Source organism: Natronorubrum amylolyticum, assembly GCF_052040145.1.
Taxonomy (GTDB): Archaea; Halobacteriota; Halobacteria; order Halobacteriales; family Natrialbaceae; genus Natronorubrum.
Genome location: NZ_JBPPFW010000001.1, coordinates 911,352 through 925,860 on the forward strand (window position 1 = coordinate 911,352; position 14,509 = coordinate 925,860).

At 64.5% G+C, this 14,509-nt stretch carries 14 protein-coding genes; 2 read left to right on the forward strand and 12 right to left on the reverse strand.

Annotated features, from left to right (window positions below):
* Positions 1 to 9: 9 nt before the first annotated feature.
* The 3 genes from ACSFDB_RS04595 to metG form a co-directional block, all read right to left on the reverse strand.
* Positions 10 to 759, reverse strand: a complete 750-nt coding sequence (locus tag ACSFDB_RS04595; RefSeq protein ID WP_440769837.1) for an SH3 domain-containing protein — start codon at positions 757 to 759, stop codon at positions 10 to 12.
* Positions 760 to 900: 141 nt separating this feature from the next.
* The gene (locus ACSFDB_RS04600) at positions 901 to 1,404 is read right to left on the reverse strand and encodes a hypothetical protein (protein ID WP_440769838.1); all 504 of its coding nucleotides are present in this window, start codon (positions 1,402 to 1,404) and stop codon (positions 901 to 903) included.
* A gap of 144 nt (positions 1,405 to 1,548) precedes the next feature.
* Positions 1,549 to 3,681, reverse strand: coding sequence for a methionine--tRNA ligase (gene metG / locus ACSFDB_RS04605; RefSeq protein ID WP_440769839.1), 2,133 nt, complete (start codon positions 3,679 to 3,681; stop codon positions 1,549 to 1,551).
* Positions 3,682 to 4,121: 440 nt separating this feature from the next.
* On the opposite strand from metG, the gene ACSFDB_RS04610 reads away from it, so the two are divergent.
* Positions 4,122 to 5,489, forward strand: a complete 1,368-nt coding sequence (locus ACSFDB_RS04610) for a sodium-dependent transporter (protein ID WP_440769840.1) — start codon at positions 4,122 to 4,124, stop codon at positions 5,487 to 5,489.
* Positions 5,490 to 5,498: 9 nt separating this feature from the next.
* Here the strand turns inward: ACSFDB_RS04610 and ACSFDB_RS04615 are convergent, their stop codons facing one another.
* The 7 genes from ACSFDB_RS04615 to ACSFDB_RS04645 form a co-directional block, all read right to left on the reverse strand.
* Complete coding sequence (locus ACSFDB_RS04615; protein WP_440769841.1) at positions 5,499 to 5,849, reverse strand: hypothetical protein; 351 nt, start codon at positions 5,847 to 5,849, stop codon at positions 5,499 to 5,501.
* Between the two features lie 151 nt (positions 5,850 to 6,000).
* On the reverse strand, positions 6,001 to 7,086 hold the full coding sequence (gene mfnA / locus ACSFDB_RS04620) for a tyrosine decarboxylase MfnA (protein WP_440769842.1): 1,086 nt from the start codon (positions 7,084 to 7,086) through the stop codon (positions 6,001 to 6,003).
* A 167-nt stretch (positions 7,087 to 7,253) separates the two neighbouring features.
* Positions 7,254 to 9,599 carry a phosphoenolpyruvate synthase gene (gene ppsA, locus ACSFDB_RS04625; RefSeq protein ID WP_440769843.1) on the reverse strand — a complete coding sequence of 782 codons (2,346 nt, stop codon included), beginning with the start codon at positions 9,597 to 9,599 and terminating at the stop codon, positions 7,254 to 7,256.
* 158 nt (positions 9,600 to 9,757) lie between these two features.
* Positions 9,758 to 10,609, reverse strand: a complete 852-nt coding sequence (locus tag ACSFDB_RS04630; RefSeq protein ID WP_440769844.1) for a methyltransferase domain-containing protein — start codon at positions 10,607 to 10,609, stop codon at positions 9,758 to 9,760.
* The gene (locus ACSFDB_RS04635) at positions 10,606 to 10,989 is read right to left on the reverse strand and encodes a nascent polypeptide-associated complex protein (RefSeq protein WP_440769845.1); all 384 of its coding nucleotides are present in this window, start codon (positions 10,987 to 10,989) and stop codon (positions 10,606 to 10,608) included. Before ACSFDB_RS04635 ends, ACSFDB_RS04630 begins: the two co-directional genes overlap by 4 nt.
* Before the next feature lie 150 nt (positions 10,990 to 11,139).
* Positions 11,140 to 11,658 carry a DedA family protein gene (locus ACSFDB_RS04640; protein ID WP_440769846.1) on the reverse strand — a complete coding sequence of 173 codons (519 nt, stop codon included), beginning with the start codon at positions 11,656 to 11,658 and terminating at the stop codon, positions 11,140 to 11,142.
* A 167-nt stretch (positions 11,659 to 11,825) separates the two neighbouring features.
* Complete coding sequence (locus tag ACSFDB_RS04645) at positions 11,826 to 12,320, reverse strand: PUA domain-containing protein (protein WP_440769847.1); 495 nt, start codon at positions 12,318 to 12,320, stop codon at positions 11,826 to 11,828.
* A gap of 171 nt (positions 12,321 to 12,491) precedes the next feature.
* Here ACSFDB_RS04645 and ACSFDB_RS04650 point away from each other — a divergent pair, with 171 nt between their 5' ends.
* Complete coding sequence (locus tag ACSFDB_RS04650; RefSeq protein WP_440769848.1) at positions 12,492 to 12,674, forward strand: hypothetical protein; 183 nt, start codon at positions 12,492 to 12,494, stop codon at positions 12,672 to 12,674.
* Positions 12,675 to 12,724: 50 nt separating this feature from the next.
* Here ACSFDB_RS04650 and ACSFDB_RS04655 read toward each other — a convergent pair whose 3' ends face one another.
* A complete protein-coding gene (locus tag ACSFDB_RS04655; protein WP_090305199.1) occupies positions 12,725 to 13,222 on the reverse strand; it encodes a LabA-like NYN domain-containing protein in 498 nt (165 codons plus the stop codon).
* A gap of 207 nt (positions 13,223 to 13,429) precedes the next feature.
* The gene (locus tag ACSFDB_RS04660) at positions 13,430 to 14,254 is read right to left on the reverse strand and encodes a M48 family metallopeptidase (RefSeq protein WP_440769849.1); all 825 of its coding nucleotides are present in this window, start codon (positions 14,252 to 14,254) and stop codon (positions 13,430 to 13,432) included.
* Positions 14,255 to 14,509: the final 255 nt, after the last annotated feature.

Below are 14,509 nucleotides of genomic sequence, written 5' to 3' on the forward strand. Positions count from 1 at the left end.
TCCGAACGGCTACCGGTAAAACTTGAACTCCCGCTCGGGGACGCCGTCGACGAAAATGCGCTCGAGGTCGAGCGCCCAACCCGGTCGGTAGTTACGCCGGTCCAGCCCCTCGGTCCACTCGAGGCCGCCGCCCGTGTCGTACCCGCTCGTGTCGTCACCCTCTTTGGGCATGCTCATCGGCGAGTAGAAGTGGGTAGCGCCGTCGCTGTTGTCCGCGACGGCACACTGCAGGATGTCGTCCGCGAGCGCCGTGATCTCCGCCGTGGGCGACTGATTCCTCGCGTACGCGTCCCACACGTCGCGGACGCTGGAGACGCCCTGTTGTTCCATCCGTGTCGGGACGGTGAATCCGACGGCCGTCCGGGCCGGCGTGTCGCTGATCGAGGCCTCCGACATGATGACACGCGCGAGGTCCTCGACGTTCTGGGTCGTGTAATACTGGTCGGTGCAGCCGCCGGGCGAACCGCCGTCGGAGTCGCTCGTCAGGTAGTCGCCGGCACACCAGACCCACTCGCCGTAACTCGGAACGTGGAGCCCCCACCAGGTGTGGCCGTCGCTTTCCTCGGGGCCGTTCATGATTTCGCCCTCCGTTCCCGCCGGGTACGTCCGCACGACGTCGTAGTGCAGGCCGGGACCCTCACGGCCGTTGAGATCGGCCGTCATCTGGACCGCCTCGCCGTCGGCGAAGGACGCGGTCGCAGTCGACATCGATGCACCGATGGCAGCGCCGCCGATCGCCGCGCCGGTCAGTCGTATCATCGTCCGTCGAGTTCGCTTCATTACGACCGCATCGTTGCGGGACGTCACGATACGCAATTTGACGGAAACTTCATGAAAACGTATATATGTGTGATCCCGACGAGGCGTCGAGGCACGGACTCCCGTCGCGAATCCGGAGATCTACTCCGCACCGTAGACGGAAAGCGCATAGCCGACGTCCGCAGGCGAGTAGCCGGTCTCGGCGGCGACGTCGCGAACGTGCGCTAACAGCCCGCAGTACTCGCGGGCCTCGACTCGCCCGTTCGATCCGCGAACGCGACCGAGGCGGGCCAGCGCGGCCCGGACGTTCTCGTCTCCGACCGCGTACCGCTGCGGATCGAACCCCGCCAGCACGCACGACGCGGTCAGCGTCTCGAGTCCGCACAGTCCCGTGAGCAGCGTGATCCGCGAGAGGTCGTCCGTGATGGCGACGGCGTTGGCCGTGATGGTCTCGCACTCCTTCCGCGAGTTGCGCATGACGCGGTGAGCGTTTCGCGTCGAGACGGCGTAAGAGAGGGCGTACAACTGTCGCCGCGTCAGGTATCCCTGTTCGCTGTACCGTTCGCCGCACGCCTCGATCGCGCCTCGGGGAATCGAACCGGTCTCGGCGTACTCGTCGAGGTGTTCGCCGATCAACTGATTCACGATCGGACGGTACTACACAAATATTTATAATTCAATCGTCTAGAAAACTAGTTTCACGCATTTGAGCGTCGGATGGGGTGCAGGTCGGACGGACGAGGCCTCAGCCAGCGCGTCCGCCGGGTTCGAATCCGTTCGATCGGTGCCTTAACGCACCTTCTCGCCGATTTCGGCGTCGCCGTGGGTCGTCAGCAGGTCGGCCTCCTCGCCCGCGGCGAGGATCATCCCGTTGGACTCCACGCCGAACAGCTCCGCTGGTTCCATGTTCGCGAGGAGCACGCAGTTCGTCCCCGGCAACTCGTCGAGATCGTGTAGCTGCTTGATCCCCGCGACGACCTGTCGCGTCTCGAAGCCGATATCGACCTCGAGTTTGGCGAGGTCGTCAGCGCCGTCGATCCCCTCGGCCGACTCGATCCGGCCGACGCGGATGTCCAGTTCCTGGAAGTCCTCGAATCCGATCCGGTCCTCGAGGAGCGGCTCGAGGCCGTCAGTGTCTGTCATATCACCGGATTCGTCTGCGCCGGTGTCGTCAGTTTCGGTTTCTCCCTCGTCGGACTCGTTCTCGTCGCTCGAGGCCGCTTCGACTCGCTCCTCGAGCTTTGCGGTGAGTTCCTCGACGCGATCGTCCTCGATCTTCTCGAAGAGTTCGCCGGGTTCGTCGAAGCTCCGCGGCGGGGCCTCGAGTGCGTCCTCGAGGTGAGCGTCCGCGACCTCGCCGTCCTCGCCGATCTGTTCCCAGAGCAGTTGGGATTTATCGGGTGTGATCGGCTCTATGAGGACGCCGACGGCCTTGGCGAGTTGGACGCAGTCGCGGATGACCTGCGCCGCCCGCTCCGGTTCTTCGTCCGTGAGCTTCCAGGGCTCGTTGCCCTGGATGTATTCGTTGCCGAACTGCGCGAGTCGCGTCGCGGCGTGGCCGACGCCGCGGAGATCGTAGTCGTTGACCGCCTCGCGGGTCTCGCCGATCGCGCCCTCGATACGCTCGCGGACTTCCTCGGAGACGTCGGCGTCCGGCGTCCCTTCGTAGTTCCGATAGGCGAACAGGAGCGAGCGGTACCAGAAGTTGCCGACGGTGCCCACCAGTTCGCCGTTGACCTTCTCCTGGAACGCCTCCCAGGAGAAGTCGACGTCCTGCTGGAGGCCGCCCGTGGTCGTCAGGTAGTAGCGCAGGAGGTCAGGGTGGAACCCCTCGTCTAGATACTCCTTCGCCCAGATTGCCCTGTTTCGACTCGTGGAGAGCCCCTTCCCGTTGATCGTGATGAAGCCGGTCGCGGCGATTCCGCGAGGGGCATTGTAGCCGCATCCCTCGAGCATCGCCGGCCAGAAGATGGCGTGGTGCTGGATGATGTCCCGGCCGATGATGTGGACGATGTCGCCGTCTTCCTTCCAGACGCGCTCCCAGTCGTACTCGTCAGTGCCGACGCGCTCGGAGTACTGCTTGGTCGAGGCGATGTACTCGATCGGGGCGTCGACCCAGACGTAGAGGACGAGATCGTCGCCGTCACTGTCCGCTCCGGCGGTTTCGTCGTCTCCCGCATCCGGATAATCGATCCCCCAGTCCATGTCCCGCGTGATACACCAATCCTGCAGGCCGTCTTCGATCCACTGTCGGGGCTGGTTTCGGGCGTTCGAGGTTCCCTCGAGGCCGTCTAAGAACTCCGTCAGGTAGTCGGTGAACGCCGAGACCTCGAAGAACTTGTGCGCTCGCTGTCGGTACTCGGCCGGATTGCCGGTGATCGTGCTCTCCGGGTTCTCGACCTCGCCGGGCTCTAAGTGGCGCTGACAGCCCTCGTCGCACTCGTCGCCGCGGGCCTTCGCGCCGCAGTAGGGACAGGTCCCGACGACGTAGCGGTCGGGGAGGTACTGGTCGGCGTCGGGATCGTAGGCGACCTGAATCTCCTTCTCGTAGATGTGGCCCGCCTCGTCCAGCGTGCGGACGATCTCCTGGGTCAGTTCCGTGTTCGTCTCGTCGTGGGTGTGGCCGTAGTTGTCGAACTCGACGTTGAACTTCGGGAACGTCTCCTCGTACTGTTCGTGCCACTCGAGCGCGAAATCCGCGGGATCGACGCCCTGCTGCTCGGCGTTGACGGCCACCGGGGTGCCGTGCATGTCGGAGCCACAGACGTAGGCCGTCTCCTGACCCAGCGTCTCGAGCGAGCGGTTGAACGCGTCGGCGCCGATGTACCCCCGCAGGTGACCGATGTGCAGGTCGCCGTTGGCGTACGGCAACCCGCAGGTCACGACCGCGGGTCTGTCCGTCGGAAAGTCGTCGTTGCTCATATCTGTGTGGTGTCGGTGGCGGGCGTAAAACCCGCCGGTTTTCGGTCGTCGGTCGGTTCGCGTGCGATACCGGTCGCTTTCGAGCGAGCGGTCGGGACTGACTCGAGTTTCGACGCCACGCGACCGTCGTCTGAGCGACGTGTTCGCAGCGTTCCACTCGGTTCGGTACCGTCGCTAGAGTCGCATCAGAAAAGCGTCGCGGACGGGACGCGTCGTCATCAGTTTCGAGTTGTTCGTAAATCTACCTAAATGTTTGGTTCGGTAACTCGAGGACCGTCTTTCGCTACGTTCCGCACGAATGCTCGCGTTTCACGGACGGGCTGTTCGTCTTTCAACGTCGATGAATTCGAGGGTAGTGTTGATATACGGACCACAAAGCCCGGGTTTCCGGGCTCGACGATCCCGTACCGTTTTGACATATACGATAGCACGACCCACGTATGAGCTCCGTCGATATCCCGCGCGAACAGTGGGCGACTCGGGTCGGATTCATTTTCGCGGCCGTCGGCAGCGCCGTCGGCCTCGGGAACATCTGGCGGTTCCCGTTTCAGGTGGGACAGGAAGGCGGTGCCGGCTTTCTGCTGATGTACCTGCTGTTTATCGTCGTGATCGGCTTCCCGGCGATGCTCGTCGAGTTCGTCGTCGGTCGCCGCACCGAACGCAACCCCGTCGGCGCGCTCAAAGAGATCGGCTCCGGCATCTGGCAGTACGTCGGTTGGATCTTCATCGCGACTGGCTTCGTCATCCTGTCGTACTACAGCGTCGTCGCCGGCTGGACGATCCGCTACACGATCCTCGGCCTGCAGGACGGCTACATCGCCGACGCTGCCGAGGCCGAAGGGCAGTTCGTCACGCTCGCGAGCGGCCTCGACGCCATCCTCTTTCACGCCATCTTCATGGCCGCCGTGATCGCCATCGTCGCCGTCGGGATCGAACGCGGGATCGAACTCGCCGTGAAGGTGATGGTTCCCGCGATCATCATCATCACGATCGGACTCGCGATCTACGCCGCCACGCTCCCGGGCGCGGGCGAGGCCTACAGCTACTACCTCTCCCCCGAGTGGGGCGTCATCGCCGACAACTGGCAGAGCATCGTCCCCGCCGCGGCCGGTCAGGCCTTCTTCACCCTCTCGCTCGGCATGGGGGTGATGATCACCTACGCGTCCTACCTCGGCGAGGACCGAAACCTCGCGGAGGACGGCGCGATCATCATCGGCTTCGACACCTCGATCGCCTTTATTACCGGCCTGATCGTCTTCCCCATCCTCTTCACCGCGGGCGTCGATCCGGCCGACCCCGGCGCGGGTGCGATCTTCGTCTCGCTGGCTGCCGCGTTCGGCGATCTCACGCTCGGCTGGCTGATCGGAGCCGTCTTCTTCGGCACCGTCGCCATCGCCGCGCTCTCGAGTGCGATCAGTCTCATGGAGGTCGTCGTCTCTTACATCATCGACGAGCGCGGTATCAGCCGACCCACGGCCGCGATCGGCATCGGCGGCGCGATGTTCCTGCTCGGCGTTCCGTCGGCCTACGATCTTGTCTTGCTCGATCTCTTCGACCTCTTCGCCGACCAGATCCTCCTGGTGCTCGGCGGACTCCTGCTCATGATCCTCGTCGGCTGGTCGCTCCCCGATCTCGCGGTCGACGAACTACAACGCGGGATCGGTGATCTCGGCTCGCTCGGCCCGGCCTGGATCTGGGCCGTCAGGATCCCCGTCATCCTCGTGTTGCTCGTTGCGCTCGTACTCGGGATCCTCGACTACTACGAGTTCCTCACCGGTCCCTTCGCCGAGTGGGTCGGCGACCAGTAGTCGCTCGCGTTAGCCGCCCCTCCGCCCTTCCACACCCTCGACGCCCGTCTCGTTCCAGATCGACGGAAGCAGGTCCAGTCGGTCTGCGAACAACAGCCCTATTCCGAGAAGCAACGAGCCGAAGAACGCGACGACGAAGGCGCCACCGCCGGGAACGATCACGAGCACAACGGCGGCACCGACCCACGACAGCCAGGCCAGCGCCTCCCAGGGCCGGCCGCCGTAGAGCCGCCAACTCGAGAGCGAGAGCGCGAAGCCGCCGAGTGCGGCTGCAACGGCGATCCCCTCGAGGACCGTCGACGCCGCAATGATAGCGGCGAAGCCGACGATCGCGACGCCGTCGATTCGATCCATTGCCATACTCGAGTCTCACAGTGGCATGGCAAACGGGTATCGATTACGCCTCGAGTCGATCGATCCACGCACGACGTATCGACCTCGAGAACAATCGACCCGGCAAACCCCACTCACACAGATTCGAAGAGACGGACCGAACAGCCCACTGAAACGGCTAGTCGTCACTCACAATCGGGACGCTTGCACGCACCTCGAGTCGGTCCAGATCCCCGATAAACGACGCCAGCATCTCCCGAGTCACGTGGGGCATACAGACCACGCGCAACTCGCCGGTGCCGGTCCGGGAGATCCGCCACCCCTCGTCCCGCAGCGCCTCGAACGTCGACCGCGGCAAGTCGGCCGCGACAAGCGGAAGCGTCGGATCGACGACGTCGTAGCCCCGTTTCTCGAGGGCGTCCGCGAGCCACTCGGCGTTGCGCTGGGATCGGACGTACTGGCGACGGTAGCCGTCGGGCCACAGCTCCGCCAGCGCCGCCACGGCGCTGGCGACCCCCGCTCCGGACCGCGTTCCGGTCAGCGTCGCCTGCGAGGTCGACTCGAGGTAGGGCGTGTCGACGGCGAGTTCGTCGAGCAGGTCGTCCGAACGAACCAACAACCCGCCGGCGGGGACCGCGGCCTGGCCCATCTTGTGGGGATCGATCGCCATCGTGTCGACCGCGGCGTGACCGAAGTGCCACTCGTGGTCGGTAAACGGCAGGACGAACCCGCCCCAGGCGGCGTCGACGTGCAACAGCGCTCCGACCGAGCGGGCGATCTCGCCGAGTTCGGGGATGGGATCGACGCGGCCGTACTCGGTCGTCCCCGCGACGCCGACGACCATGGCCGTCTCCGCATCGACGCAGGAGCGGACCGCCTCGAGATCGGCCCGGAAGTCGTCGTCCGTGGGGACGATCCGCAGGTCGACGCCGAGAACGTCGGCGGCCTTCTGGAAGCTGAAGTGGCCGGACTCGGGCATGACGACGTTCGGCGTCCGCGCCTCCACACGGTCGCGAGCGATCCGGACCGCCTGAATGTTCGCCTCCGTCCCCCCGCTGGCGACGTAGCCGGATGGGTCCTCGAGCCCGGCGATTTCGCCTAACGTAGCGATTGCGTCCTCCTCGAGGGCCGTCACGTTCGGGTAGGTACCGGGATCGCCGGGGTTCGTCGCGAGAAACCGTTCGGCCGCCTCGCGTGCGACCGGGTGGGGCGCCGTACACATCGACGAGAGCACCCGATCGAACGACTGCGGCTCGATTTGCATATCACGCACAAGAACGTTCACCGGTTTCAACGTTGCGTTTAGCGCTGACACGTCCGTTTTCATACACTCTGAGGAACCGAACCAGAGTTGTCGTTGGACTCGAGCGTCGCCGCGGCTGTGTCGAGCAGTCTACAGGCTCGAAAAATCGTTCGACGGCGACCGCTGCGTCAGCGAACCGAATCGAGCAACAGCTTCTGCTCGGTCCGTTTGACTTCGTGCTGAACGTCGCGAACGGCGTCGATGTTCGCCGAGATCGAACTCACGCCCTCGTCGACGAGGAACTGGACCATCTCCGGTTTGGAACCGGCCTGCCCGCAGATGCTCGTCTCGACGTCGTGCTCGCGACAGGTCTCGATGACGGTCCCGATCAGCTTCAGAATGGACGGATGGAGTTCGTCGAAGCGGTCGGCGACGTGCTCGTTGTTCCGATCCACGGCGAGCGTGTACTGAGTGAGGTCGTTCGTCCCGAAAGAGGCGAAGTCGATGCCCGCCTCGGCCATCCCTTCGATCGACAGCGCGGAGGCCGGCGTCTCGATCATCGCACCCCACTTGCGCTTCTTGTGGTCGATCCCAGCCTCTTCCATCTGCTGTTTGGCCTGATAGATGTCCTCGGCGTCGTTGACCAGCGGGAACATGATCTCGACGTTGTCGTAGCCCATCTCGAACAATCGCCGAAACGCCTCGAGTTCGTGGGCGAAGACGTCGGGTCGGTCGAGCGAGCGTCGAATCCCGCGATAGCCGAGCATCGGGTTGTGCTCTTTCGGCTCGTTCTCGCCGCCCTCGAGCTGGCGGAACTCGTCGGTGGGCGCGTCGAGCGTGCGAACGCGGACGGGGCGGGGATAGAACTCGTCGGCGACGCCGCGGATACCCTCGACGAGCTCCGTAATGTAGGCGTCCTCGCCGTTTTCCTCGATGTACTTGGCGGGCGTCTGGTTCAGCGAGAGGATCATGTGCTCCGTGCGGAGCAGGCCGACGCCGTCGGCGCCCGTCGCGGCCGCGCGTTCGGCGGCCTCGGGGATCGAGACGTTGACCTTCACCTCGGTCGCGGTCATCGGTTTGACCGGCGACTGCGGACGCACCTCCTCGACCGGTTCGGTCTCCTCGTCCGGTTCGACCTTCTGGCCCTCGAGTACGGCACCCTTGTCACCGTCGAGTGTGACGAGTTGGCCGTCCTCGAGGACGGTCGTTGCGTTCGTCGTGCCGACGATGGCCGGCACGCCCAGTTCGCGGGAGACGATGGCGGCGTGGCTGGTCATGCCGCCCTCGTCCGTGATGATCCCCGAGGCACGTTTCATGGCGGGGACCATATCCGGCATCGTCATCTCGGTGACGATGATGTCGCCCTCCTTGACCTTGTCCAGATCGTCGAGTTTCAGGACGATCTGTGCGGCCCCGCTGACGGTGCCCGGACTCGAGCCGAGTCCGTCGACGATGACGTCCCCGGAACTGGCGCTCGAGCCGCCGTCACCGCCGGATTCGGCCTGCATGCCGCCGCTGCCACTGCCGTCGGTGACTCCCTTCGCAGCGTCGACGACGCCGCTCGCGTCGGGCGCCTTGGCTCCGTTTCCGCTCTCGTCGATGGTGGTGATCGGTCTGGACTGCAGCATGTAGACGTCTCCGTCGACGATGGCCCACTCGACGTCCTGTGGGGTGTCGTAGTGGTCCTCGACGCGCTCACCGAGTTCGACAAGTGTGGCGATCTCGTCGTCGCTGAGCACGCGCGCGTTTCGTTTGTCCTCGGGCACCTCTCGCTCGACGGTCTCGCCCGTCTCTTCGTCCTTTTCGTGCATCACCTTCTTTTCGGCGACGGTGACGTCGATCTCGTCGTCGTTACGCGGGACGACGTAGTTGTCCGGCGAGACGGCGCCGGAGACGACGGCTTCGCCGAGTCCCCACGCGGCCTCGATGATCATCGTCGGGTCACCCGTCGAGGGGTGGCTCGTGAACATCACGCCCGACTTCTGGGCGTCGACCATCTGCTGGACGACGACCGCGATGTTGACCGCCGAGTGGTCGAAGCCCTGCTCTTGACGGTAGTAGATCGCCCGCTGGGTAAACAGCGACGCCCAGCACTCACGAACGCGGTCGAGAAGCGCCTCCTCGGTCACGTTCAGGAAGGTTTCCTGCTGGCCCGCAAAGGAGGCGTCGGGCAGGTCCTCGGCCGTCGCCGAGGATCGAACCGCGACGAACGCCTCGCCGTCGCCGACCTCGCGATAGGATGCGAGGATCTCCTCGCGGAGGTCGTCGGGGAACGGCGTCTCGAGAATGAGTTCTTGTGCGCGGTCGGCCGCGGTTGCGAGCGCGCTCGAGTCGTCGACATCGACCTCGACGGCTTCGAACAGCTCCTCGTCGATTTCGGCGTCTTCGATAAACGATCGATAGGTTCCGGCGGTTACTACGAATCCCGGCGGCACGGGCAGCCCAGCACCCGTAAGCTCGCCTAAGGAGGCGCCTTTGCCGCCGACCTTCTCGAGGTCGCCGGCACTGATCTCGTCCAGCCAGAGTACAGCCATCTCTAGTGGCGTGGACACCCGAGCGAATAAAAAGGGTTGCGAACAGTCGCGCCAATTCGCAACTCGGGACCGAATGAGTTTCGACGGTAGGCGCCGGTTTATCGCCGGTTCCGGCAATTTTTCCGGATCGACGTATGGCCGGCAGAGCGGTCGGGTGCCTACACGTTTCTGGCGATCGTCAGGTAGCCCGTGTGGCCGACCGGTGCGGTCGACGGTCGCGAGCCCCGGTCGTCGAACTGCATCTCCCGCTGGATGGTCTCCCGAGTGCGGACCTCCGACAGGCCGGCCTCGCGGGCCGTCTCGACGACCGCACGAGTCGACTCGATGAAGGGGCTGTAGACCGCAACGAACCCACCGTCGACCAGCAGCTCCGGGGCGTGTCCGACCAGCTCCGCGGCGTCGCCGGTATCGAGCGTCATCACGTCGAACGACGAATGCTCGAGTTCTCCAATTTCCTCGGTCAGGTCGCCCGTCCGGATGTCGACGGCATCGGCGACCCCACCCAACTTCATGTTCTCGCGTGCGACGTCGGCGAACTCCGGGTCGCGCTCGTAGGTCACGACCGACGCCCCGGCGCGGGCCATCGACGCCGAGAGCACGCCCGTTCCGGTGCCGGTGTCGAGCACCCGGTCACCCTGTGCGATCCCCGTCTCGCCGATGATCAGGCCGATGTCGCGGGGGACCATCGGCGCACCCGTGCGCTCGAAGTGGTGAAAGAGATCCGGGCCGCGAAGTCTGCGGACCCGAAACTCGTCGCCCAGATGGGTCTCGATCGTGTCGCCCGGCTGTACGTCTTCGGGCACCTCGAGGACGCCCAGATCGGTTCCCTGCTCCGCGCCGGGTTCGACGAGGTAGTTCCGGTCCTCGCGGACCAACAGGACGGGAACGCGGTCGCTCCCGGCATCGGGTTCGGTCTCGTCGCCGGCTCCGGTTTCCACATCTGCTTCCGCTTCACCGTCGCTCGTAGCGTCGTCGTCGACGTCGGAATCGCGCTCGCTCACGCCGGTCACTCGAGGGATTCGACTGCTGCGGCGAGGTCGCCGTCGACGTCCTCGAGCGCCGCACGGGCCTCGTCCTCGCTGACGCCGGTGCGGGCCGCGACGAGTTCGACGTCGTCATCAGGAATCGCACTGCCGGCGTCCGCGTCGGCCCCGGTATCGGCGCTTCCGCCTGCGGCACCGGACTCGACCTGTTCCGGCGAGCCGATGACCTGGTAGGTCTCCTGACCGCGGGCGTCCATCTTCGTGACTTCGGCGTCGTTGAAGACGAGGTCGTACTCGTCGGTGCGGATGATGACCTCTTCGGCGTCGATATCCTCGACGTCGATGCCCATCTGTTCCATCATCTGTTCCATCTTACGCGGGTTCAGTCCGCCGCCTCCTCCAAACATACCCGACACGTCGGCGCGGGCGACCTTTTACCCTGCGGTCTAGGGCGCCCAGCGGTGGCCGATCCTCTCATACGGTTTGCTGTAACGATTTACCGGTGGGACCGCAGGACGGATCGCGGTCCCACCGAAAATGACTTACAGCAGACAGTATCACGCGATCGCGGCGAGTCCGAGCAGCGGGAGCGCGACGTAGACGGAGTGATACAGGAGCGTCGACGCGCTGACGTGGACGAGGTACCGACGCCGCGGGTACGAACTGACACCGGCGGGAATCGCGATCAATCCGCGACTCCACGGGATCACGTTCGTCCCGAAGACGGCGACATCGCCGTAGCGGTCGAACCAGTCCCCGACCCGGCGGAACCGGTCCGACGAGGGATCGAAATTGAGGTAGGGGACTGCCGAGACGATCTCCTCGCCGTATCGTCTGCTCCCGGTGTAGACGGCGAACTGGCCGATCACGTGCGCGACCGTCACGAGGATGACGATCGTCGCGGCACCCACGTGGGTCGGTGTGGTGAGCACCACGTACCCCGAGAGGAACACGCTCGTCGGAAAGATCTTCCCGATAAGGGCGCCTTTCAAGACGAAGACGACGAACAGCGCCGGAAATCCGGCGACGCTGATCGCGGCGAGGGCGTACTCGAGCGAGAGCGTGACGGACGACATGGGTGGGGCGGGTGCCAACGCGGGAACGGCGCGACACCGAACGTACGCGGTTAGTCGAACGGAAAGAAGATAAACGGGTGACTGTATTTTCCGATCCAGAAACTCGTCCGATCGTCGGCTCGGTCGGACCGTCTCGGATTCGCTCAGTCGGATCGTCTCGGATACGCTTAGTCGGTCGCAGGCGCACCCTCGCGCACGTTCACCGCCATCCCGGTCTCGAAGTCCTCGATAGCCTCGGCGCCGAGTCGTGCCGTCCCGACCGCGATGACCTCGCCGCGCTCGTGGACGACCACGACCTCGTCGCCCGGCCGGATTTCCGGGCCGACCTCGAGGACGAACTTCGTAAAGACGTTCTTCTCGTCGCGGACGAACGGTTCGCTCTCGTCGTCGACGACGACGCGGTAGGCCGGATGCTCGAGTGCCGCGTGGAGCCGACGACCACCCTCGAGTCCGAGTGTAAATCGACCGTCGGTACCGAAGGAAACGAGACGGCCGGCATCGGCGTGGACCTGCTGGGGGCGACCCGAGGTCGTCCGTTTGACGGTCACCGATTCGTCGGGCGGAAACAGCGCGTTCCCCGCCCCCGCGCCGAACTGGTAGTCCGCGATCGTGCGGAGGTTCGAAAGCCCCGCCAGCCCGTTGTCGTCGGCTGTATCACTCATTGCGTGGCGTTTCGTGCGGGCGGTCGAAAGCCCTTCGACCTCGAGCGCCGCACGATCGGCGAGCGGACCGGGTCGTAGCCGACACCTATCTACGAAACACACATATCAAAATTAGCAACAAAAACGAGATAGAGAACGTTATACTACTCGAATCTGTAGTACCGTTATCCAATGGACGTCACGCAAATCGGCCTCGGGGCTGCCCTCCTCGTCCTCGGCACCCTGACGCTGGCCGGCCCGGCCTCGTTCGTCTCGGGTCCGACGACCTATCTTCTGGCGGGTGTGACGCTGCTCGTTACCGGTTACGCGCTGTTGATCGGTCTCTGGCGGAGTGAGTACCCACACCGATCCTGATCGGCCGACACGGGTCGCACGCGAGTCCGAAGGCGACACGCGGAACGCACCTACAGCAGAAACGTCTCGTGGCGCTCGCCGAGGTCGAGGAACGAATCCGCCGCGTCGATGAGCTCTTCGGCCGTCGAGGACTCGAACGCCATCACTTCCACGCGGACGCCCTCGTGGCGCAGGTGCGAGCAGAGCCGCGAGAAGTCGCCGTCGCCGGTACAGAGGACGAGCGTGTCGATATGGTTCGCGAGCGTCACCGCGTCGAGGCTCATCCCGACGTCCCAGTCGGCCTTCTTCGTGCCGTCCGAGAACGTCTTGATGTCCTTGATCTTCGGCTCGAAGCCGATATCGACCAGCGCCTCGAAGAAGCTCTCTTCCTCCGGCGAGTCCGCGCGGATCACGTACGCGATGGCGCGAGTCAGTTGGCGATCCTGTACGGCCTTATCGAGGAGCGCGGAGTAGTCGATATTTCGACTGTGAAGGCTCTGTGCCGTGTGATAGAGGTTCTGTGCGTCGACCAGGACGGCGACACGCTGGCCGGGATGAATTTCGGTCATAGGCTACATTGTATCGGCAATCGTTAAAAAGGCGCGTCGTTGGGTCCGTATTTGCGGGCCTCGACCTCGGCCTCTTGGGGCACGTAGCCGATATCACTCGCGATCGAGTGACCGTCGTCGTTCGAGTCGGCGGCCGACCGGCGCGGTCGCTCCAGCCACTAACGAACAGCGGCCAAAATATCGTCGACTGTAGCCGATCGTCAGCCGTTAGCTACGGAGTTTCTCGATGCGCTTTTCCGTCGGCGGGTGAGTCGCGAACAGCTGCGCCATGAGGCTCTTGTCGGAGTTGAAGATACAGAGCGCGTTCATGCTGTCTTCGACCTGGGACTCTTGGCCCTGGGAGCCGCTCGAGATCTTCTCGAGCGCGCGGGCGAGCGGGTCGCCGCTGCCGATGTACTGGCGGGCGTCGTCGTCGGCGACGTACTCGCGGTACCGCGAGATGGCGAGGACGAAGACCATCACGAGCATGTTCGCGAGCGTCGAGGCGATCATGGCGACGATGTAGGTGCCGATGTTGCGCTCGCCGCCCATCAGGACCGCGAAGTAGGCGACGTAGCCGACCATCATCCCGATGGACTGGCCGATGACCATCGTAATGACGTCGCGGTTCTTGATGTGGGCGATCTCGTGGGCGATGACACCCTCGAGTTCGTCGCGCTCGAGCAACCGCATGAGCTCCGTCGAGACGCAGACGACGCCGGCACCCTTTCGGCCGACGGCGAAGGCGTTGGGGACGCCCATATCCATCACCATCAGCTTCGGCTTCTTGACGCCCATGTCGCGGGAGAGGGACTCGGTCATCTGGTGAATTTCCCGATACTGGCCCTCGTTGGGCATCTCCTCGGCTTTTCTGGTCGCCAGCCACTTTCCGAGTTTGTACTGGAACGCGGGAAGGATGATGATACCGGCGGGCAGTATCAACAGCGGATCGACGCCGAACATCAGCGCGAGCACCGTCGCTGCACCGACGTAGAAGGCGAACAGGATGGCCCCGACGACGACCATCCGTACTTTTAGTCCGAAGTCTGTCATACCCGGCCGTACGTACTACTCCGGGATAAATTACGCGAAACGTCATGTCAGTTAGTGGCACAACCCGGACGAGCCGACGGATCGAAGTCACAACGGATAAGGTCGTCCGTTCCGACCGTTCGCACATGCGTCACGTCGCTCACCCGACCGCCGGCCCCGTCGTGAGCGACGCCGCCGTTCGTTTTTCGAAACGTAAACGTCCGTGAGATGTGCTCGAGGCGGGCGTAGCACCCCCGTCCCGGGCGCGACCTCGAC